Source organism: Microbacterium sp. T3-8 (assembly GCF_055398145.1).
In genome coordinates, this window is sequence record NZ_AP027918.1 from 787,387 (window position 1) to 808,131 (window position 20,745).

The window sequence follows — 20,745 nt, forward strand, 5'->3', positions numbered from 1 at the left end:
CGCCGGCACCTAGCGCCGCGCGACCACCAGCGGAACCCCCGTGGAGGGGTGGGGGAAGACGTCGACGGGCTGACCGTAGACCTCTTCGATGCGCGGCGCCGTGAGCACCTCGGCGGGGGTGCCGGTGGCGACCACGCGCCCCTGCGACAGCAGGGTGACGCGGTCGGCGTGCGCGAGGGCGGCGTTGAGGTCGTGCAGCACGATCGCGACGGCGACTCCCTCGGCCGCCTGCAGGCCGATGAGCCGCATGACGTCTTCGTGGTGCTTGAGGTCGAGAGCGGCGGTGGGTTCGTCGAGCAGCAGGATGCCGGTGCTCTGCGCGATCACGCGGGCCAGCGCCACGCGGGCGCGCTCACCGCCCGACAGAGACGTGACCGAGCGGGCGCTGAGCGGCAGCACCTCGGTCGATCCCATCGAGGTCGCGACGATCGCGTCGTCGTCGTCGGCCGCGGGAGTGCGCGCCCAGGGCGAGCGCCCCATGCGCACGACCTGCTCGGCCGTGAACGGGAACGTGACGGTGTTCTCCTGCAGCAGCACCGCCCGCTGCTGCGCGAGGGTGCGCGAACGGATGCCGGTGACCGGCGCCCCGTCGAGCTCGACCCGTCCGGTCTGGGCCGTCACGTCGCCGGCGAGCACGCCGAACAGGGTCGATTTGCCGGCGCCGTTGGGGCCGACGAGGGCGTGGATCTGCCCGGCGTGGATGTCGATCGAAGCGTCGTCGAGGATCGCGCGACCGTCGCCGACGCGCACGGTGAGCCCGGTGCCCCGCAGGCGGACGGTCATGCCCAGCCTCCCGCCCGGCGGCGCGTGCGCACGAGCAGCCAGAGGAAGAAGGGGCCGCCGACGAGCGAGGTGATCATGCCGATCGGCAGGTCGGCGAGGGGCACGGCGGTGCGGGCGACGAGATCGGCCACGGCGATGAGCAGCGCGCCGCCGAGAGCCGAGGCGATCACGAGCGGCAGGTGCGCGGGGCCGATGATCATGCGCATCAGGTGGGGCACGACGAGGCCCGCGAACCCGATGATCCCGGCGAACGCGACCGCCGCGCACACCAGCAGCGCCACGGTGACGATGACCGTGATGCGCAGCAGTTCGACGTTGAGTCCGAGGTGCCGTGCGGTGCGCTCGCCGAGAGCGAAGAGGTCGAGGCTCGGAGCGACGATCAACGCCACGACGATGCCGATCGCGACCAGCGGTGCGACGAGGGTGACGTTCTGCCACAGCGCGCCGTTGAGTGATCCGAGCTGCCAGAACACGATCTGCTCGCGCGTCGAGGTCGTGCCGATGAACGTGAGGAACGCCATCCCGGCGCCCGCGATCGCGTTGATCGCGATACCCGTGAGCAGGAGGGTGACGACCTCGGTGCGCCCACCCGAACGGCTGATGAAGTAGACGGAGAGCACCGCCACGAGTCCGCCGATGAAGGCGAACGCGGGGGTCGTCCACATCCCGAACGAGGCGAGTCCCAAGGTGATGCTCGCGGCCGCGCCGAGGGCGGCGCCCGACGAGACGCCGACGACACCGGCATCCGCCAGCGGGTTGCCGAAGATCGCCTGCATGAGCACGCCCGACACCGCGAGCGCGGCGCCGACGAGCAGGCCGAGCACCAGCCGTGGCATCCGGATGCTGTTGATGACGCCGTAATCGGTGGCGTTCGACGGCGCCCAGGCGGTGTCGATGCCGATGCCGTGCAGCAGCACGCCGACGAGATCGGTGGGGGAGAGGTCGTACTGGCCACTCGTGATCGATGCGATGCAGGTGATCACGAGCGCTGCGAGCAGGCCGATGACGACCAGCGCGAAGCGCAGCCCCCGGCGCGTGGTCGGCGTCGGGGTGACGACCTCCGAGGTCATTTCGCGGGCTCGGGCGCGTAGAGGGCGCGGGCGAGGGCGCTGATGATCTCGGCCGAGCGCGGCCCGAAGCTCAGGATCTCGCTGTCGGCCATGTCGATCACGCGGCGGTGGGTTCCGGCGGGCGTCTGGGCGACGGCGGGTACGCGTTCGATCAGACCGTCGATGCCCCCGACCGATTCGAGTCCGTCGGTCATCATCACGAGCACGTCGGGCTTCGCGGCGACGAGGGCTTCGGCGGTCATGGGCTTCATGCCCTCCCAGCCGATCTCCTCGGCGACGTCGACGCCGCCGACCGCGTCGATGAGGGAATCGGCGCCGGAGTCCTCGCCGAAGATGTAATAGACGTTCGCGCTGCCGCGCACGTAGAGGAAGAGCATGCGGGCGCGATCGGCCTCGTCGGCGGGCACGATCTCGGCGATCTCGGCCTCGGCGTCGTCGAGCTCGCCCGCGAGGCGTTCGATGAGGGCGGCTCCGCGGGTGGGCACTCCCAGGGCGCCGGCGATCTCGGTGACGAGTTCGTCGGTGGTGTCGATGCGGCGGTCGCTCGAGATGACGACGACCGCGATGCCCGCGTCGCGCAACTGCTGGCGCACCTCCTTGGGCCCGATGGTCGTGTCGGTGAGCACGACGGTGGGGGCGAGCTCGAGGATCGCCTCGGCGTTCAGGCTGTGCCCGCTCTGCGTGACGACGGGGAGGTCTTCGGTGCCGGCGAACTGGGTCGAGGCATCCCGCCCGACGACCTGGTCGCCGAGGCCCAGGGCGAAGACGGTCGAGGCGATGGTGCCCGAGATGTCGATCGGCAGGATGCGGTCGGCCGAGGTGATCGTGACCTCACGGTCTTCGCTGTCGGTCACCGTGACCGGCAGCTCGGGCGCGGTGTCGTCGTCGATGGGGGTGATGGCATGGCTCGACAGGCAGGCGGTCGATCCGCCCTCGACGGCGCGGACGTCAACGACGAGGTCGAGATCGGCGAGAGCGACGGATGCCTGGGGGCAATCGTCCGCGGGCGTTGCCGAGGCGTCGGGGGTTGCGGCATCCGCGCCGGGCTGTGCGCAACCGGCGAGTCCGATCGCGAGCGAGGCAGCGAGGAAGACGGCAAAGACGCGGCGCATAAGGCAAGGCTATCCTAAAACTTGACGCGAGCCTCGCGCACAGCCTACGCTCAGAAACGGTAGCTGCTTAGTGCAGCCTAACCTAATCCCTTCGCCCGACTGCATAGCGGCACCGCCGGCGTGCGTGCCCGCGCACCCCGGGGCCCGGAGAGAAACCGTGAACTCCACAGCACCCAGCACCACAGCGACAGGCCGCGTCCGCGCGGCGATAGCTGCCCTGATATCGCTCTTCCTCGTCGTGACCGGCCTCACGGTCGCTCAGCCCGCGCTCGCGGCCGATACCGTCGTCACCACCAGCGTCACCGTGGCCGATACTTCCGGTGTGACGGTGCGGGCCACGGCATCCGCTCTTCCCGAGGGAACGGCCGGCGCCTACGCCGCCGTCATCGAGAAGGGCAGCGAGAGCGGCGTGACCGCGGGTGGCGGATTCGCGGCCATGCAGTTCGTGCGCACCGTCACCGACGGCGGCTTCACGGTCGACCTCGCGGGGGCGGCATCCGCCTTCGACCGCACCAAGGCGTACGAGGTCATCGTCTGGCAGCAGCACACGATCCCGGACGCCACCAACATCTACGCCCGCGCCGATGTCGCCATCAGCGCGGAGCAGTGGGATGCCGTCTTCCCGCCCGCGACCGAGCCGGAGACCCCCGCTGAGCCGGAGACCCCGGCCGAGCCGGAGACGCCCGCTGAGCCGGAGACCCCCGCCGAGCCGGAGACGCCGACCGAGCCGGAGACCCCCACGCAGCCCGAGACGCCGACCGAGCCCGAGGTTCCGGCTTCCGCCGCGATCTCCGTCTTCCTCGCCGACGGCACCACGCCCGCGGCCGACACCGCGCTCAAGGCCGGCGACAAGGTCGTCGTGAAGGGCACGGGCTACGACCCGACCGCCAACGTCGGCGGCCGTGGCGCTCCGATCCCCGCGAACCTGCCCCAGGGCACCTACGTCGTGTTCGGCAACTTCGCCGAGAACTGGAAGCCGTCCGCCGGTGCCGCAGCCGCGACCCGCTCGGGTTCGGTGCAGGCGTGGGCGCTCGCCGAGAGCGTGCTCGACCAGGTTCCCTCGCAGTACCAGGCCGCCGTGCGCGGCCAGTGGGTGCCCCTCGCGGCCGACGGTTCGTTCACGGCGACCCTGACGCTCAAGGACACCACGGCGACCCCCGGCTCGTACGGCGTCTACACCTACGGTGCCGGTGGCGTGAACAACGCCGACCAGGAGCGCAGCGTCGCCCTCAACTACGCGCCGGCCCCGAAGGTCGCCGTCTCCGACCTCGCCGTCAGCGATGCGGGCATCACGGCGAATGTCACCGGCACGCTGTTCGGCGCCGCGACCGGCGTCTACGCCGCGATCATCGAGACCGGCACCGAGGCGAACGTCACCGCGGGCGGCGGATTCGCGGCGATGCAGTTCGTGCGCAACGTCTCGGGTGGAGCCTTCTCGGTCGCGCTCGCGGCTCCGGCCTCCGCTCTCGACCGCACGAAGACCTACGAGGTCATCGTCTGGACGCAGCACACGTTGCCGAACGCGCAGACCATGCTCGCGCGCACGCCCGTCACGATCTCGACGGCGCAGTGGGACATCGTCAAGCCGGTTCCGGCTGCCCCGTCGATCTCGGTCTTCCTGGCCGACGGCGTGACCCCGGCCGAGGGCACCGCTCTCAAGACCGGTGACAAGGTCGTCGTGAAGGGCTCGGGATACAGCCCGACCGCGAACGTCGGTGGCCGAGGCGTGCCGATCCCCGCGAACCTGCCCCAGGGCACGTACGTCGTGTTCGGCAACTTCGCCGAGAACTGGAAGCCGTCGGCATCCGCTCCTTCTGCGAACCGCTCGATCGGCTCTCAGCTCTGGGCGCTCTCCGAGACCGTGCTGAACCAGGTTCCGGAAGCATTCCAGCCGACCATCCGCAGCCAGTGGGTCGACATCGCGGCGGACGGCACGTTCACCGCGACGCTCACGCTGAAGGACTCCGCGGCCAAGCCCGGTGCGTACGGCGTCTACACCTACGCCGCCGGGGGCGTCGTGAACGCCGAGCAGGAGCGCAGCGTCGCCCTGAACTACAACGAGGCACCCGTCGCGACCGCGACGGTGAAGGCGGCGACCGAGGACGGTCTGACCGTCACGGCCGGAGGCTCCCAGCTCGGGTCGATCACGGGTGCGTATGTGGCGCTGATCGAGGCGGGTACCGAGGCGGATGTGACCGCCGGTGGCGGGTTCGCGGCGATGCAGTTCGTGCGCAACGTGTCCGGTGGTGCGTTCAGCGTTGATCTGGTGGCGGCGAAGGCGGGTCTTGACCGGTCGAAGTCGTACGAGGTCATCGTCTGGCAGCAGCACACCCTCCCGACCGCGTCGACGATCTACGCGCGTCAGGCCGTGAACGTGTCGGATGCGCAGTGGAACACGGTGTTCCCGCCGAGCAGCCCGACGGTGTCGGGTTCGGTGTCGGTGGCGTCGACCGAGGGTCTGACGGTCGCTGCGTCTGGGTCGAACCTGGGGCCGATCACGGGTGCGTATGTGGCGCTGATCGAGGCGGGTACCGAGGCGGATGTGACCGCCGGTGGCGGGTTCGCGGCGATGCAGTTCGTGCGCAACGTGTCCGGTGGTGCGTTCAGCGTCGATCTGGTGGCGGCGAAGGCGGGTCTTGACCGGTCGAAGTCGTACGAGGTCATCGTCTGGCAGCAGCACACCCTCCCGACCGCGTCGACGATCTACGCGCGTCAGGCCGTGAACGTGACGTCGGCCCAGTGGGATGCGGTGTTCGGTCCCCTGGACGGCCCGAAGGTGACGACCGCGGTGACGTCCGCGACCGCCCAGAACGGCCTGACCGTCACGGCGACCGGTTCGAAGCACGGCTCGATCACGGGTGCGTACGTCGCGCTCATCGAGAAGGGCACCGAGGCGGACGTCACCGCCGAGGGCGGCTTCATCGCGATGCAGTTCGTGCGCAGCGTCTCGGGCGGCGGCTACTCGGTCGACCTCACGGCGGCGGCGAGCGCGCTCGACCGCACCAAGACGTACGAGGTCATCAGCTGGCAGCAGCACACGATGCCGACCGCATCGACGATCTACGCCCGCAGCACGGTGACGGTCACCGAGGCGCAGTGGGATGCGATCTTCGGCAAGAAGCCGCCGCAGCCCCCGCAGCCTCCGAAGCCCCCGGTCACCCCGACCGCTCCGGTCGCGACCGTCCCGGGTGGCTCGCTGCGCTGGGACGTGTCGAGCACGTTCCTGCGCTACATCACGAGCGACATCGCCAAGGGCGCGATCGAGGTCACCGGTGGTGCCACGCGCGCCGACGGACTGTTCCAGTTCGGACAGGCGACCGGCAGCACCTACGACCCCGCGACCGGCCTCGGCACGGTCTCGTACGTGGGCGCGGTCCGGTTCACCGGTCACGGCGGCATCCTCGATGTCACGGTCGCCAACCCGCAGATCCGCTTCACCTCGGCGAATGCGGCGACGCTCTACGTGACCAACGGCGGAAGCCAGGTGCCGTTCGCGACGCTCGACCTGTCGCGTGCGGGCAAGACCACGGCGAACGGCGCGGTCACCTACACGTCGGCCCCGGCATCCATCACCTCCGCCGGCGTCAACCAGGTTTTCCAGGGGTACTCGACGACTCTGAGCCCGGTCACGTTCACGATCGGCTCCGCAGCCGCGGCTCCGAGCGGATCGACCGGCTCCGTCGCGGCGGCCGCGACGGTCGTCAAGAAGGCGGCCCTCCCGGCCACGCCTCCGGCGACCACCGGTATCGAGATCGACGACGAGAACCTCACCGCCCTGCAGTCGGGCAAGACGGCGACGATCACGGCATCCGGTTTCGAGCCGAACGAGAAGGGCATCCAGGTCGTCGTGTATTCGACGCCCGTCCTGCTCGGCACGGTGGATGCCGACACCAACGGTGTCGCCACGTGGACCGGCACGTTGCCCGCCACGCTCGAGAACGGTGAGCACACGCTCACCCTCCAGGGCTCGGTGACCCGCGGACTCGTCTTCACGCTGGCTCGTGAGACCGTCGTGATCGGCGCCTGCACCGTCGAGGGCGCGAGCCTGAACTGGGGATACAAGGAGTCGTTCCGCACCTACATCGAGGGCATCGCGAAGGGCGGCTGGACGCTCACCGACGTGGTTTACCAGTACCCCGACTTCGTGTGGTCGAACGGCTCCGGCTCGTACGACGACGAGAGCGGCGCGGGCCTCGTGACCTACGGCGGCAGCATCAACTTCACGGGCCACGACGGCGCGCTGAACACGACGCTGGCGAACTTCCGCCTCGAGCTCGCGGGCGACACCGGCTACATCGTGGTCGACGTCACCGGCACCACGCAGTCCGGCGAGGCCATCGACCTGAAGGACGTGCGGTTCGCCGAGTTCTCGCTGGCCGACGTCACCGCGGTCGACGGAGTGATCACGCTCGACGGCATCCCGTCGACGCTCACCGAGGCCGGTGCCGCAGCCTTCGGCACCTACGCCGCGGGCGAGGAGCTCGACCCGGTCAGCGCCGTCATCCCCGTCGGTGCGGACTGCGGAGTCGCGGCCCCGGCCGACGACGACGAGGAGACCGAGTCGGAGGCGACCACCGCGGTCACCGCCGTCACCGAGGTCGCCGACGAGCAGGGCGGCGTGCCGGTCTGGGTCTGGATCGTCGGCGGACTCGTGGTCGTGGCCCTCGTCGGCACGGGCGGTGTGCTCGTCGGGCGCCGCAGCCGCTCGACGGCAGAGTCGTCCGTCACGACCACCGAGGTCTGACACCCGATCGAACCGCCCTTCCGCATCACGCGGGAGGGCGGTTCGTCGTGGGTGGGTCGGGCGGAGGTCTCCGTGATGGGCGGAGCGACGCAGTGATGGGCGGAGTTCTCGGTGATGGGCGGAGGTTTCTGGGCGAAGCATCCGCCCGACGCGGAGTTCTCCGCCCGTGACGGAGGAGATCGCGCCTTCCCGACGGAGGAGATCTCGTCTTCCGCAGGATCAGAACGGCGGATGCTTCCTGCGGAGCGCGAGTTCTCCTCCGCTGCATGCGGGCCCTTCGTCTCGCTCCGCTCGCTCAGGAGCCGGGTCTCAGGGGCCGCAGACACCCGGCTCCCGATGGAGGAGCGGAGCGACGAGACGAAGGACGTGCCGCGGCCCGCAGGGAACGGTGGGAGAATGGGGGTATGTCCTCCTCCGAGACCCCGCAGACCGTCGAAGCGACCGTGCGCCACGTGCCGCGGTACGGCGTGTTCATGGGTATCGGTGTCGTGCTGGGTGTGATCGCCGCCGGCATCCTCACCTTCACCGGCAGCTTCGAGGAGTCGCAGGCCCTCGACGTCGTCTACCCGCCCGGCCAGGTCTTCGGATTCCTGCTGCTGTGGACGGTGCCGATCGGGATCGCCCTCGGCGGTGTCGTCGCGCTGATCCTGGAGCACACCGGCCGCCGGCACGACCGAGTCGTGCGCGTCGACCGCGAGACGATCATCGAGATCCACGACGAGGCACCCGGAGCGCAGACGGCACCCGAAGCGCAGGCGGCACCCGAAGCCGCGGCATCCGAGGCCGACGCACCCGCCCCCGAGCGCGACTGACCCTCAGGCCAGTTCGGCGATGACCGGCCGGATGGCCGAGTCGAACGCCACGATGTCTCGGCGCAGACCGTCGGTCACCGCGACGGTCAGATCACCGATCCACCAGATGCCGCGCTGCGAGAACGGCAGCACCTGCACGTTCAGCTCGAACGAGTGGGCCCGCCGGCCGATGTCGCGCTCGAACTCGGCGATCGCGCTGGCGTACGCCCGGTAGGCGTCGCCGCCGGTGTGGCTCTTCATCGACTTCACGTAGCGGTCGTGCGCGGCGCGCGCGTAGCGCAGAGCGGATGCCGCGTGCGCGGCGATCCCCGCCCCGAGCTCTTCCGCGCCGGAGGCGGGCAGTGCCACGAGCGTGTCGAAACCGTCGATCAGTTCGAGGGGCACACCGGAGGGGTGTGCGCGCGGCTCGACCGTCATGTCCCAGTAGTCGCGCCACTGCTTCTCGATGGCCGACGTGGCGTCGGCGGCATCCGGCGCGCGCACCGGCAGATCGCGCAGAGTCGGCAGATCGTCGGGAACGCGGATGCCGAGGGCCTGGCGCAGCGCGAGCGCGACGAGCACCGGAACGCTCGCGTCTTCGCGGATGAGCCACTGCGGCTTGTCGGCCATGGCCCCATCGTAGGGCTGTGGCCGCGCTCGGGGTGAGAATCCGGGAAGCAGTGCTAACCGCTGCCGCGCGCCGCGTCAACCCGCGCGCCCTTTCGACCGTCCAGGCGTAGACCGGGGGAAGTGGGCCATCCGCTGCCCGCGGACGAGAGGAAGAGATGATGCGCAATCAGGAGAACGAACGCACGGGCGAGGGCCCGGCAGCCGACGGCGCCGACGGAGAGTCCGGAGCGATGAGCGGGATGGAGACGGGGACCGCGCCCTGGGGCGTGACCGGCGAAGGCGACGCGCGGCACGGCGACGCCGCGGATGCCGGAGGAGAACGCGACACTACCGACGATGTCGACGGGGCGGACGACGCTCAGCACTGACGGTGACGCCGATGCGATCGCCTCCCTCCGCAGGAGCCGATCGCATCTCGGCACGCCCGGCGGGCGGTAGGCTGGACGCGTGGCTGCCTCCCCCACCAATCCCTATTCCGAAGCCGGCGTCGATACCGCTGCCGGCGACCTCGCCGTCGAGCTGATGAAGTCGTCCGTGCGGGCGACGCACGGCCCCGAAGTGCTCGGAGGCGTCGGCGGATTCGCCGGTCTCTTCGACGCGAGCGCGCTGCGCGACTTCCGCCGCCCGCTGCTCGCGACCAGCACCGACGGCGTCGGCACGAAGGTCGCGATCGCCCAGGCGATCGACAAGCACGACACGATCGGCCAGGACCTGGTCGGCATGGTCGTCGACGACATCGTCGTGGTGGGAGCGAAGCCGCTCTTCATGACCGACTACATCGCCTGCGGCAAGGTCTTCCCCCAGCGCATCGCCGACATCGTGCGCGGCATCGCCGAGGCGTGCGCCGCGACGGGCACCGCGCTGGTGGGTGGCGAGACGGCCGAGCACCCGGGTCTGCTGGGTCCGCGCGACTACGACGTCGCGGGCGCCGCGACCGGAGTCGTCGAGGCCGATGCGATTCTCGGCGCCGACCGCGTGACCGACGGCGACGCGGTGCTCGCGATCGCCTCGAGCGGTCTGCACTCCAACGGCTACTCGCTCGTGCGTCACATCATCACGGGCGCCGGCATCTCGTACGGCGACAACTCGGCCGACCTCGGCGGCACGTGGGGCGAGGCCCTGCTCGAGCCGACCCGCCTCTACACGCTTCCCCTGCTGCGTCTCATCGACGCCATCCCGGGCGCGGTGCACGCGCTCAGCCACGTCACCGGCGGCGGCATCGCGGCGAACCTCGCCCGCGTGCTCCCGCAGGGGAGCTGGGCCGAGGTCGACCGCAGCACGTGGTCGCCGAGCCCGGTCTTCCGCGTGCTCAGCGACATCGCCGGTTCGTCGCTCGAGTCGGCGGAGGGCACCTGGAACCTGGGTATCGGTTTCCTCGCGGTGGTCTCCGACAGCGCGAAGGATGCCGCGATCGCGGCGCTCCAGGCCGAGGGCATGCCCGCGTGGCAGGTCGGTACGGTGCGTTTCGACGGGCGTCCGGCAGGAGAGTTCGAACAGGGCGCCAAGGGCGTCGACGGTGGAGCGGTGCGCCTCGTGGGCGCCTACGCGGACGGAGCGAAGTAAAACCCCATGTGCGGCATCGTCGGAATGGTGGGGACGGCCCCGGTCAACCAGGACATCTACGACGCTCTCCTCCTGCTGCAGCATCGCGGCCAGGATGCGACGGGCATCGCCACGGCAGAGGCGAACGGCGTCATGCACAACGCCAAGGCGCAGGGGATGGTGCGCGAGGCGTTCCGCACCCGCGACATGCGTGCGCTGCTCGGCAACGTCGGTCTCGGTCACGTGCGCTACGCGACCAAGGGCACGGCATCGAACGAAGAGGAGATGCAGCCGTTCTACGTGAACGCGCCGTACGGCATCATCCTCATCCACAACGGCAACCTCACCAACACGCGTGAGCTCACCGCCGAGATGGCGAAGCGCGATCGCCGCCACCTCAACTCGTCGAGCGACACCGAGCTGCTGCTCAACGTGCTCGCGGGCGAGCTGCAGAACACCACCTCGACGGTCGACCTCGACCCCGAGCGGGTCTTCGAGGCCGTCGAGCGCACGCACGAGCGCATCGAGGGCGCGTACGCCGTCATCGCCGTGATCGCCGGCTACGGTCTGCTCGCCTTCCGCGATCCCTTCGGCATCCGCCCGCTGATCCTGGGGCGTCGCCCGTCGACCGTGCCCGGCAACGAGGGCAAGGACGAGTGGGTCGTCGCGAGCGAGTCGCTGGTGCTCGAGAACGGCGACTACGAGGTCGTGCGCGAGGTCGAGCCCGGTGAGGCCGTCTTCATCACGACCGAGGGTGAGCTGCACACCAAGCAGTGCGCCGCCGAGACGCAGCTCTCGCCGTGCGCGTTCGAGTACGTCTACCTCGCGCGTCCCGACTCGGTCATGAACGGCATCTCGGTCTACGAGTCGCGTCTGCGTATGGGTGACCGTCTCGCCGACACCATCGCGAAGCACGTGCCGATGAACAAGATCGACGTCGTCATGCCCATCCCCGACTCGTCGCGCCCCGCCGCGATGGAGGTCGCCCGCAAGCTCGGCATCGAGTACCGCGAGGGCTTCTACAAGAACCGCTACGTCGGCCGCACCTTCATCATGCCGGGGCAGGCGGTGCGCAAGAAGAGCGTGCGCCAGAAGCTCAACGCGATGTCGACCGAGTTCCAGGGCAAGAACGTGCTGCTCATCGACGACTCGATCGTGCGCGGCACGACGTCGAAGGAGATCATCCAGATGGCGCGGGATGCCGGCGCGATCTCGGTGACCTTCGCCTCGGCGGCGCCGCCCGTGCGGCACCCGCACGTCTACGGCATCAACATGCCGTCGCGTCACGAGCTCATCGCGCACGGTCGCACGATCCCCGAGATCGCCGAGGTGCTGGGCTGCGACCACCTCGTCTACCAGGAGGTCGACGACCTGAAGGCCGCGATCACCGAGGGCTCGGTCGTCGACGACCTCGACATGAGCTGCTTCGACGGCCGGTACGTCACCGGAACCGTGAGCGACGAGTACCTGGCCTGGGTGGAGAGCTCGCAGACCTCATGATCGCGGAGGGCCGCCCGCTCTGGCAGGGGCGGGCTCTCGCGCTGATCGGGATCGTGCTCGTGGCGTTCTCGCTGCGTTCGGCGGTCGCCTCGCTGTCACCGGTGATCGACCACATCTCCCGTGACTTCCCGGTGTCGCCCGTGATCGTCGGCCTCATCGGCGCCGCGCCGCCGGTGTGCTTCGCCGTGTTCGGGCTGGTCACCCCGCTCGTCGAACGGCGCTTCGGGCTCGAGCGCGTCGCGGTCGGCGCCCTCGCCCTGATGTCGCTCGGACTCCTGCTGCGCGGCTTCGCGGGCGATTCGACGAGCCTGCTCGCCGCGACCGTGGTCGTGTTCGCCGGTGTCGGCGCGGGCAACGTGCTGCTGCCGCCGCTGGTGAAGAAGTACTTCCCCGACCGTCTCGGCGTCATGATGACGCTGTACTCGACCATGATGGCGGTCTCGACCTTCGTGCCGCCGCTCGTCGCCGTGCCGGTCGCCGACTCGCTCGGCTGGCGGGTGTCGCTCGGGCTCTGGGGCGGGTTCGCGGTGCTCGCGCTGCTGCCGTGGATCGCGCTGCTGATCGGTGAACGCGGGCGCGCGTCGACGGCATCCGCTCGTGCCGCCGACGTCGTGCTCGACCCGACCGACGGGGTCGACGACCTGACGGATGCCGCGGCCGTCGCCACCGGACCCATCGCCACCGTGCCGGCCAGCCCGCGCGTGTTCGGCCGGCTGTGGCGGATGCCGTTGCCGTGGGCGCTCGCGCTGGTGTTCGGCACGTCGTCCACCATGGCCTACGTCGCCTTCGCCTGGCTGCCGACCATGCTGGTCGACATCGCCGGCGTCACCCCCGCGACGGCCGGATTCCTGCTCTCGCTCTTCGCACTCGCCGGTCTCCCGTGCGGGCTGCTGGTGCCGATCCTCATCGTGCGTTTCCAGGCGACGCGGCCGCTGTTCCTGTTCGCGGTCGCCTGCGGGGTTGTGGGTCTCGGCGGTCTGCTGCTCGTGCCGACGGTCGCCCCGGCGCTGTGGGCGATCATCTACGGGCTCACGGCGATCCTGTTCCCGCTCAGCCTCGTGCTGCTGAGCATCCGTGCGCGCACGCCCGAGAGCGCCGTCGCGCTGAGCGGATTCGTGCAGAGCATCGGCTACGGCATCGCCGCGGTCTTCCCGCTGCTGATCGGTCTGCTGCACGAGACCACCGGGAGCTGGCAGGTGCCGTTGATGGTCGTCATCGGCGTGCTCGTCGTGTCGATCCCCGCGGGTCTCGTCGCCGGGCGCCGCCGCACGATCGAAGATGAGTGGGAGGCGCGGCACGGCCGCTGGTGAGCTCGACGCTCAGGGCACGTGCACCTCGTCGCCGACGCGGATGACTCCCGCCGGCGTTTGCTCGTCGCTCGGCGGGGTGACCGGCAGGAACAGGCGTCCGAGCGTCGGCTCGTCCTGTCCGAGCGCACCGGTGAGGGTCGTGAGCACCTTGACGTCGCGTTCGCCGGTGTCGGGGTTCGCGTGGGTCGCGAGGCAGCGCACGATCGGTCCCTCCGTGGTCAGCGTGACGTCGCCGATCCGCACCTCGCCGTCCCAGTCCAGCTCGGCCCACGCATCGACCCCGTCGATGACGATGTTCGAGCGGAAGCGTCGATCGTCGATCCCCGTTCCCACCGCCTCGCCCAATGCCTCCGCGCTGCCGCGGCTGTGCAGAGAAACGTAGCCTCGGGCTCGGTCCTGGAAGCGCGAGGTCTCGCCGTCACCGACCAGCACGAGGGGGAGTCGCCCGGGACGCTCGAGGCGACGACCCTCCCGCGTCGCGCGCACGAACGCGGTGACGGCATCCGTCAGCTCTGCGCGTCCGTCGCCGTCGAGACCCGCCTCCGCGAGCACCGCGCCGTCGTGCTCGATCCGCACTCGTGCACGGGCGTCGTCGTAGTGGGTGCGCAGGGCGGCCAGCGCCGGAAAGTCCTGCAGCGCGAGGCCCTTCGCCTTCGGCCAGTGCTCGAGGCCGTCGCGCTCTTCCGGCGTCGCGGCATCCGCGAAACGGAACGCGAGCACGCGATCTCCCGCGGCCCGTCCGTCGGCCTGCACGGTCAGGGACCCGACCGACTCCGGAGTGAAGCCCTTGATCGGGTGACGGTAGAGAGCGACGACATGGGGCATGCGTCGATCCTCGCAGATCGTGTCGCCCGGGTACGACGAAACCCCCGTAGGTCATACGGGGGAGAAGTCGAACAGAGGGGCGGTCAGGCCTTCTCTAGTTCGTCCTCGTCTTCGTCGGCATAATCGTCCGCCCACTTATCGACGTAGGCGTCTTCGTCGGTCGGGTGACCCAGCTCGCGCTCGAGCGCGGAGTAGTTCACCGACGGACTGTACGCCTTGAGTTCGCGGGCGATCTTTGTGTGCTTCGCCTTCTGACGGCCACGGCCCATGCGCGAGACCCCCTCACGAGTTAAGCGGCGGGTGGTCAGGACCCGCGGCATTCACGACACCGGCGCGCAGCCGGTAAGAGTAGCATTCAGAATAGCACGCGGGTAATACCCTCTGGCTGATGCCAGGCTGGTGAAGGGAGCGATCATCATGACCGAGAACACCTCCACTCCGTCCGACGAGGCCGCACAGAACGCGGCTCTGCAGAAGGCCGTGATCGTCGGAGTGCAGCCCCATCAAGACGGCCGCGTGGTCGACGAGGCCGTGCGCTACGCCCGACTACTCGGTGTGCCCCTCGTGGTCGCCCACGTCGACGTGACGCGTTTCGTCACCTACGAGGACCCCGACGGCTACGTGCACTCGGCCCCCATCGACATCAACTTCGACGCCGGTGCGGCCGAATTCGAAGCCGTGCAGGCGGCGGTCGCCCCGGCCCTCGACGCCTCGGGCATCACCTGGACCGTCCGTCAGCTCGTCGGCGACCCGGCGCTCGCGATCAAGCAGCTGGCGAACAAGCTCGACGCGCAGCTGATCGTGATCGGCACCCGCAAGCGGGGCATCGGCGAGAGCATCCGAGAGTTCTTCACCGGATCGGTCGCCGCTCGCCTGGCGCACCGTCAGCACCGGTCGATCCTCGTCGTGCCGCTCGGCGACCTCGTGCCCGACTCGCAGAAGGAGATCTGGCCGGAGGCGGCGGAGTAGGTCTCCGGAGCGTCTCAGCCGACCCAGCTCGGGTCGTCGAACAGCCGCTGGAGGTCATCGACGAGGCGGCCGGTGTGGAAGCCGTCTGCCGCCGCGTGGTGGATCTGGATCGCGAGGGGCTGGATCACTTGGCCCGCGCGCTCGACGTAGCGGCCGAGGGTGAAGATCGGCGGGAGATGCGTCCCGGCATCCTTGATCTGCAGTGAGAACGCGGTGAACGTCGTCCACGGCAGGCTCGAGACGTCGAAGGTGTTGGGCGGCGTATCGGACTGCGGGAACATCTCCGTCGCCGAGCGGTGCGTGCTCAGGAGATCGACAGCGCGTTCGTGGAAGGCCGCGAAGTCGGGGTCATAGGGCGTCCACACGCTCGCGAACGTCTCGCGGTCGGGGTTGAACACGGTGAACGCAGGGTGCACGACGTCCCAGATGCCGGGTGCGCCGTCGGCGGTCAGGCCCATCCGGAACTGCTCGTGACGGTTGACCGCATCAGCAAGGGCCCAGATCTGTGTCGGATATGTCTTGCGCGCGGCGTTGCGGATCGCCGCCGTGAGCCGCGTCGCATCGAGCTCGACCGTGAGGGCGTAGCTGCACGGCACGGCGGTGGAGTAGTGCCGGAAGTGCTGGACGCGTGGCCATGAGTCGAGATCGATCGGTCGGAGGGTGCTCACGCCGTCATCCTCTCATCGGTCCCCGCGGTGAGCGAGGGACCTGACTGGTCCGATTCCATCGTGAGACTCAGCGCTGAAGTCGAAAGCTTCGGCCGGTACTCCTAGCCTCCCGGGCAGTCGCACGGGCTGCCGCTGTAACACTGGCACACGGGCGCCGGGTAATCAGCGTCAGTGACTTCGCGGCGCACGTCGAGATCGTCGAGGGAGTAGACGCGGTCGAAGTGCTCGAGCTGAGGGATGTCAGGGCACCTCGCGGGCGTGGTGACGATGCGATCCCGAGTCTGCGGGAAGGTCAACGTGACACAGACCGCGGCGGATTGTTGGTCGTACGTCCACCCGCCTCCCGTCTGCGCCCCACCCGATGCGAGCAGAGAGAGAGCCGGGCCGTCCTCGCCATCGCTCATGTTCAGAAGGAGCGTTCCTCCGCGGTTGTCCTCCAGTGGCACACCGTGACGGGCGTCCGCGATGAATCCGAGCGCGACGATCGCTTGTTCAGGATCAGCGACGATGTCCGCACGGTAGGGCCAGAGGTCGTCCTGAATCTGCTCGACGGACGAGGCGGTCGAACGCTGAAGGATGTCTGTGATGCTGGGAACGCATGCGGTGAGGGCGATGACCGAGAGCGCCACCGTAGCGGCGACTGCGGTGCTGCGGCGCAGCGGACGAGCGATGCTCATGGGGTGACAGTAGCGCAGAAGGTCCCGATATCGGCGGGCGATACCGGGACCTTCTTGGGGCGGGTGATGCGGGGCGCGGCGCTTCGACAGGCTCAGCGACCCCGTTCCGTCGGCGGCGGCCTAGCGGGTCGTCGAGATGCCGACCGTGACCGCGCGGGCGGCGGCGTCGAGGGCGTTCTCGAGATCGGTCACCACGTTCGCGGGGAGTGCGCCGCCCTGTGCCACGTGCGTGCGCAGATCGGTGCGGATGCGTGCACGGAACGCGTTGATCACGGCATCCGCCCGGTGCATCTCCTCGCGGCTCGTCACCCGGGTGTCATCGGATGCCGAGCGCGGGCGGCTCTTCGCCGACTGGCGTTCGTCGTGCGCAGCGGAGGCGAGGTCGGCCCGGAGGGTCTTCATCGCGTCCTGCACGCTCTGACGCACCTCGTTCGCGATGAGGCGCACCGAGTCGGCGAGCCCGGATTCGATCCCGGCCAGGTCGTTCTCGCGGGAGGCGAGTTCGGCGCGTCCCTCGTCGGTGATCGCGTAGATCGTGGTGCGCCCGTCGACCGTCTTGGTGACGAGCCCCTCTTCCTCGAGCTTCGCGAGGCGCGGGTAGATGGTGCCGGCGCTCGGGGTGTAGGTGCCGCCGGTGCGATCGGTGAGCGCCTGGATGATGCCGTAGCCGTGCTGCGGTGACTCGGCGAGCAGCGACAGCAGGTACAGGCGCAGGTCGCCGTGCGAGAAGACGGCGGGGGTCATGCCTCTTCCTCCCATTCCGCGTCGTTCGTGATCGACTCGGGGGTGCGGCGCAGAACCGTGACGCCGCCCGAGACGGAGTTCACCCGCAGGTCGACGAAGCGCCCGGCGAGCTCGCCCTTGGTGCCGGTGTAGTTGCTCGGCCCCGAGGAGCTGCGCTCGATGCCGTCGATGAGCAGGCGGCCGCTGAGCGAACGGATGACGTAGTTCGCGGCGAGCGACTCGTCGAGGCGCACCGTGGTGCCGCCCGAGACCGAGTTCACCGAGATGGTGTTCACGTCGCCGGCGGCGTCGACGGTCGTCGAGCCCGAGACGATGTCGACGGTCGCTTTGCGCACGACGCCGGTGACGGCCACGTCGCCCGACACGCTGTTCGCGTTGATCGAGCCGGTGAGACCGCGCACCTGCACGTCGCCCGAGACGGTGTTGACGGTGAGGTCGCCGATCAGGGTGTCGACGATGAGGTCGCCCGAGACGGTGCTGAGGCGAGCATCATTGCGGATCCCGGAGACGAGGGCGCCGGCGCTGACGACGCCGAGATTCAGCGCGATCGAGCGGGGCACGGCCACGCTCACCTCGGCGCGAGGCCCGCCGCTGCCGAAGTTGCGGAACACCTCGAGGAAGTTGTCCCAGCCGAGCTGCGGGTGGTCGATCTCGACCTCGCCGTCGTGGGATTCGATGCGGAGGTCCTTGGTGGTGACGCCGTGGACCTCGATGCGGATGCCGGGTTCGTCGTGCGCGATCACGTCGACCTGTCCGCCGACGAGGCCGACCTTGAGGCGCGTCACGGATTCGATGTCGATGACGCGTTCTTCGCCGGGGGCGATGAGCCACTTCTCGGTCATGTCTGCTTCTCCTGGGTTGTGCGGATCGAGATATATCGTGTTCGAGAAAGATAACACGATATATCTCGACATTGTCAAGAGGTCGGGAAACTCTGGGGTTAGCGGGCGCTTGACATTGACGCAACGTCAACTTCTACGGTGGAGACATCCATACGGAAGGAGAAGCGCATGAGCAGTCGGGACTGGTCGATCCAGGAGATCGCCCGCCTCGCCGGCACGACCAGCAGAACCCTGCGTCACTACGACGACATCGGACTGCTGGCGCCGACGCGCATCGCGGCGAACGGCTACCGCCACTACGACGAGACCGCCCTCGTGCGCCTCCAGCGCATCCTGCTGCTGCGCGAGCTCGGACTCGGGCTGCCGCAGATCGCGGAGGTGCTGGGCCCTTCGACAGGCTCAGGGACCCAGGGTGCCGAGGGCTCAGGCACCCAGGGTGCCGAGGGCGCAGGGACCAAGCGCGCGGAGGCATCCGCTCTCGAAACCCACCTCGCGCTGCTGCGCGAGGAGCAGATCCGGCTGGCGCGACAGATCGCGTCGGTCCAATCCACCATCGACGCTCTGAGAGGAGGTGAAGAACTCATGGCAGAGAACATGTTCGACGGCTTCGACCACACGCAGTACAAGGACGAGGTCGAGCAGCGCTGGGGCGCGAAGGCCTACGCCGACGGCGACCGCTGGTGGCGGAGCATGACGGATGCCGAGCGCACCGACTGGAAGCAGAGGGTCGCCGACCTCGGTCGCGACTGGATCGCCGCCGCCGAGAGCGGCATCGACTCGGCATCCGATGAGGCGCAGGCTCTCGCCCGCCGTCACGTCGAGTGGCTGACGGGAGTGCCGGGGACTCCGGCATCCGCCCCCGACGGTGACGTCCGCGCATACGTGCTCGGACTCGGCGAGATGTACGTCGCCGACCCGCGCTTCGGCGCGAACTACGCCACCTCGTCGGGTGGCACCCACGGCGCGGAGTTCGTCCGCGACGCGCTCCGCGTGTACGCGGAGGCGAATCTGTAGGCCGCCCTTCGTCTCGCTCCGCTCGCTCAGGGACCGGTTTCACCAGCCGGTCCCTGACCGAGGAGCGAATCGACGAGACGAGATGAGACGAGTCAATGGGCCGCCCCGCGGCATCCGTTCGGGAGGATTTCTCGCGTTCTGCAGGATCGAAACGGCGGATGCCTCGTGCGGAGGGCGAGTTCTCCTCCGCTGCTGCGCGCGGGGGCCCTTCGTCTCGCTGCGCTCGCTCAGGAACCGGGAGGGTGCCGTACCCACAGGGGTGTTTCGCGCGCAAGGGGTGGTTCTGCGGAGGGGGCGCGGGCGTAAGGTCGGGGCATGACGTGGAGGCGAAGGCGGCGGCGGAGCACGGCCGCACCGCTGTTCGTCGTCGCAGCATCCGCCTACGGGGCCAATGCCGCGCTCGGCACCGCCGTGGCCGCGAAGGTCATCGACACGCGGAACTTCCGGTGGGTGCACCACGCCCTCTACATCGCGACGTGCGTCACCACCGGCGGAGCCATCGCCGCCGGTCTGTGGGCGCGCCCGCGCCGAGCGAGCCGTCGCGCCGCCCTCGCCCTGCTCCCCGCTGCCGCGCCGCTCGCGGCGATCCCCTACCTCGGCACGCACAGCGCGCGGCATCCGCTCGTCGCGCTAGCCGCCGCCCCCTTCATCGTCGCGGGCGTCGTGTGCTCGCGCGTGCCGTCCGCCGACCGGAAGTGACCCCATGGAACTGCTCGACGCCATCCGCCGCCGCAAGACCACCAACGGCGGATTCCTGCCCGATCCGGTGAGCGAGGAGCACCAGCGCATCCTGCTCGAGGCCGCCGGGCGTGCGCCCTCGCAGCTGAACAGCCAGCCGTGGCGGTTCGTCGTGATCGAGAACCCCGACACGATCGCGCAGATCTCGCGCATCTCGGGCGAGAGCATGACCGAGGCGATGTCGAACGGCACGTTCTTCGAGCGCTACAAGCCGTACTTCCGTTTCAGCCAGGCCGAGATGGACGAGAAGCGCAGCGGGATGCTGTTCGACAAGCTGCCCGCGGCGCTGCGCCCCTTCACGAGCCAGGTGTTCACCAAGCGCGGGCAGAAACTCATGAACACGTTCGGCGTTCCGAAGACGCTGGGCGAGGAGAACCGCAAGCTCGTCGCCGGGTCGCCGCTGCTGCTGGGCGTGATGCTCGACCGCAGCGAGTACCGACCCGGGCAGCTCTCGTCGTTCTACTCGGTGTTCAGCATGGGCGCCGCGATGGAGAACATCTGGCTGACGACGGTCGAGCTGGGGATGGGTATCCAGTTCATCTCGTTCCCGATGGAGGTTCCGGGGCGGTGGGACGAGATCGTGCGGCTGCTGCGCGTGCCCGACGAGCTCGAGCTCATGGCCGTGTACCGGCTCGGCTACCTGCCGCCCGAGCAGCGCCGCCCGGCGATCGACTGGTCGAGCAGTCAGCGCAAACTCGCCTCGCAGTACGTCTTCCGCGAGGACTGCGAGACACCGCAACAGGGGTGGGATGCCGCGCCCCCGCACGCGGACTGACTCCTCAACGG

The 20,745-nt window shown here is 69.6% G+C and carries 20 protein-coding genes; 10 read left to right on the forward strand and 10 right to left on the reverse strand.

Annotation, left to right across the window (positions count from 1 at the left end; genetic code table 11):
• Positions 1-9 precede the first annotated feature (9 nt).
• From ACZ5Y9_RS03820 to ACZ5Y9_RS03830, 3 genes are read right to left on the reverse strand one after another with little or no spacing between them, the layout of a single operon-like run.
• On the reverse strand, positions 10-783 hold the full coding sequence (locus tag ACZ5Y9_RS03820) for a heme ABC transporter ATP-binding protein (protein ID WP_464472336.1): 774 nt from the start codon (positions 781-783) through the stop codon (positions 10-12).
• Complete coding sequence (locus ACZ5Y9_RS03825; protein WP_404597920.1) at positions 780-1,853, reverse strand: FecCD family ABC transporter permease; 1,074 nt, start codon at positions 1,851-1,853, stop codon at positions 780-782. Before ACZ5Y9_RS03825 ends, ACZ5Y9_RS03820 begins: the two co-directional genes overlap by 4 nt.
• Positions 1,850-2,965: a heme/hemin ABC transporter substrate-binding protein gene (locus tag ACZ5Y9_RS03830; protein WP_464472337.1), complete on the reverse strand. Its 1,116-nt coding sequence runs from the start codon at positions 2,963-2,965 to the stop codon at positions 1,850-1,852. The genes ACZ5Y9_RS03825 and ACZ5Y9_RS03830 overlap by 4 nt, the downstream gene beginning before the upstream one ends.
• Positions 2,966-3,203: 238 nt before the next feature.
• Here ACZ5Y9_RS03830 and ACZ5Y9_RS03835 point away from each other — a divergent pair, with 238 nt between their 5' ends.
• Both ACZ5Y9_RS03835 and ACZ5Y9_RS03840 read left to right on the forward strand, forming a co-directional pair.
• A complete protein-coding gene (locus tag ACZ5Y9_RS03835) occupies positions 3,204-7,709 on the forward strand; it encodes an HtaA domain-containing protein (RefSeq protein WP_464472338.1) in 4,506 nt (1,501 codons plus the stop codon).
• A gap of 404 nt (positions 7,710-8,113) precedes the next feature.
• Positions 8,114-8,521 carry a potassium transporter Trk gene (locus ACZ5Y9_RS03840; RefSeq protein ID WP_464472339.1) on the forward strand — a complete coding sequence of 136 codons (408 nt, stop codon included), beginning with the start codon at positions 8,114-8,116 and terminating at the stop codon, positions 8,519-8,521.
• 3 nt (positions 8,522-8,524) lie between these two features.
• On the opposite strand, the gene ACZ5Y9_RS03845 is transcribed toward ACZ5Y9_RS03840, so the two are convergent.
• Positions 8,525-9,130 (reverse strand): zinc-binding alcohol dehydrogenase, encoded by a 606-nt coding sequence (locus ACZ5Y9_RS03845; RefSeq protein WP_247623617.1) that lies wholly within the window; start codon positions 9,128-9,130, stop codon positions 8,525-8,527.
• A 158-nt stretch (positions 9,131-9,288) separates the two neighbouring features.
• Here ACZ5Y9_RS03845 and ACZ5Y9_RS03850 point away from each other — a divergent pair, with 158 nt between their 5' ends.
• The 4 genes from ACZ5Y9_RS03850 to ACZ5Y9_RS03865 all read left to right on the forward strand — a co-directional run bounded on the left by ACZ5Y9_RS03850 (position 9,289) and on the right by ACZ5Y9_RS03865 (position 13,482).
• Positions 9,289-9,498 carry a hypothetical protein gene (locus ACZ5Y9_RS03850; RefSeq protein ID WP_464472340.1) on the forward strand — a complete coding sequence of 70 codons (210 nt, stop codon included), beginning with the start codon at positions 9,289-9,291 and terminating at the stop codon, positions 9,496-9,498.
• Positions 9,499-9,577: 79 nt separating this feature from the next.
• Positions 9,578-10,693 (forward strand): phosphoribosylformylglycinamidine cyclo-ligase, encoded by a 1,116-nt coding sequence (gene purM, locus ACZ5Y9_RS03855; protein ID WP_247623615.1) that lies wholly within the window; start codon positions 9,578-9,580, stop codon positions 10,691-10,693.
• Between the two features lie 6 nt (positions 10,694-10,699).
• Complete coding sequence (purF, locus tag ACZ5Y9_RS03860) at positions 10,700-12,172, forward strand: amidophosphoribosyltransferase (RefSeq protein WP_247623614.1); 1,473 nt, start codon at positions 10,700-10,702, stop codon at positions 12,170-12,172.
• The gene (locus ACZ5Y9_RS03865; protein WP_247633056.1) at positions 12,169-13,482 is read left to right on the forward strand and encodes an MFS transporter; all 1,314 of its coding nucleotides are present in this window, start codon (positions 12,169-12,171) and stop codon (positions 13,480-13,482) included. The genes purF and ACZ5Y9_RS03865 overlap by 4 nt, the downstream gene beginning before the upstream one ends.
• Before the next feature lie 9 nt (positions 13,483-13,491).
• Here the strand turns inward: ACZ5Y9_RS03865 and ACZ5Y9_RS03870 are convergent, their stop codons facing one another.
• A complete protein-coding gene (locus ACZ5Y9_RS03870; protein WP_464472341.1) occupies positions 13,492-14,307 on the reverse strand; it encodes an MOSC domain-containing protein in 816 nt (271 codons plus the stop codon).
• Between the two features lie 83 nt (positions 14,308-14,390).
• The gene (locus ACZ5Y9_RS03875; RefSeq protein ID WP_029259537.1) at positions 14,391-14,576 is read right to left on the reverse strand and encodes a DUF3073 domain-containing protein; all 186 of its coding nucleotides are present in this window, start codon (positions 14,574-14,576) and stop codon (positions 14,391-14,393) included.
• A gap of 148 nt (positions 14,577-14,724) precedes the next feature.
• On the opposite strand from ACZ5Y9_RS03875, the gene ACZ5Y9_RS03880 reads away from it, so the two are divergent.
• Complete coding sequence (locus tag ACZ5Y9_RS03880; protein ID WP_464472342.1) at positions 14,725-15,276, forward strand: universal stress protein; 552 nt, start codon at positions 14,725-14,727, stop codon at positions 15,274-15,276.
• Positions 15,277-15,290: 14 nt separating this feature from the next.
• Here the strand turns inward: ACZ5Y9_RS03880 and ACZ5Y9_RS03885 are convergent, their stop codons facing one another.
• The 4 genes from ACZ5Y9_RS03885 to ACZ5Y9_RS03900 all read right to left on the reverse strand — a co-directional run bounded on the left by ACZ5Y9_RS03885 (position 15,291) and on the right by ACZ5Y9_RS03900 (position 18,207).
• On the reverse strand, positions 15,291-15,944 hold the full coding sequence (locus tag ACZ5Y9_RS03885; RefSeq protein ID WP_464472343.1) for a CatA-like O-acetyltransferase: 654 nt from the start codon (positions 15,942-15,944) through the stop codon (positions 15,291-15,293).
• A gap of 101 nt (positions 15,945-16,045) precedes the next feature.
• Positions 16,046-16,621: a hypothetical protein gene (locus ACZ5Y9_RS03890; RefSeq protein WP_464472344.1), complete on the reverse strand. Its 576-nt coding sequence runs from the start codon at positions 16,619-16,621 to the stop codon at positions 16,046-16,048.
• 120 nt (positions 16,622-16,741) lie between these two features.
• Positions 16,742-17,365: a PadR family transcriptional regulator gene (locus tag ACZ5Y9_RS03895; protein ID WP_247623608.1), complete on the reverse strand. Its 624-nt coding sequence runs from the start codon at positions 17,363-17,365 to the stop codon at positions 16,742-16,744.
• On the reverse strand, positions 17,362-18,207 hold the full coding sequence (locus ACZ5Y9_RS03900; protein WP_247623607.1) for a DUF4097 family beta strand repeat-containing protein: 846 nt from the start codon (positions 18,205-18,207) through the stop codon (positions 17,362-17,364). Before ACZ5Y9_RS03900 ends, ACZ5Y9_RS03895 begins: the two co-directional genes overlap by 4 nt.
• Before the next feature lie 168 nt (positions 18,208-18,375).
• Here ACZ5Y9_RS03900 and ACZ5Y9_RS03905 point away from each other — a divergent pair, with 168 nt between their 5' ends.
• The 3 genes from ACZ5Y9_RS03905 (at position 18,376) to ACZ5Y9_RS03915 (ending at position 20,734) form a co-directional block, all read left to right on the forward strand.
• A complete protein-coding gene (locus tag ACZ5Y9_RS03905) occupies positions 18,376-19,221 on the forward strand; it encodes a MerR family transcriptional regulator (protein WP_464472345.1) in 846 nt (281 codons plus the stop codon).
• Between the two features lie 315 nt (positions 19,222-19,536).
• Positions 19,537-19,920, forward strand: a complete 384-nt coding sequence (locus tag ACZ5Y9_RS03910) for a hypothetical protein (protein WP_336641087.1) — start codon at positions 19,537-19,539, stop codon at positions 19,918-19,920.
• A gap of 4 nt (positions 19,921-19,924) precedes the next feature.
• The gene (locus ACZ5Y9_RS03915) at positions 19,925-20,734 is read left to right on the forward strand and encodes a nitroreductase family protein (RefSeq protein WP_336641086.1); all 810 of its coding nucleotides are present in this window, start codon (positions 19,925-19,927) and stop codon (positions 20,732-20,734) included.
• Positions 20,735-20,745 lie beyond the last annotated feature (11 nt).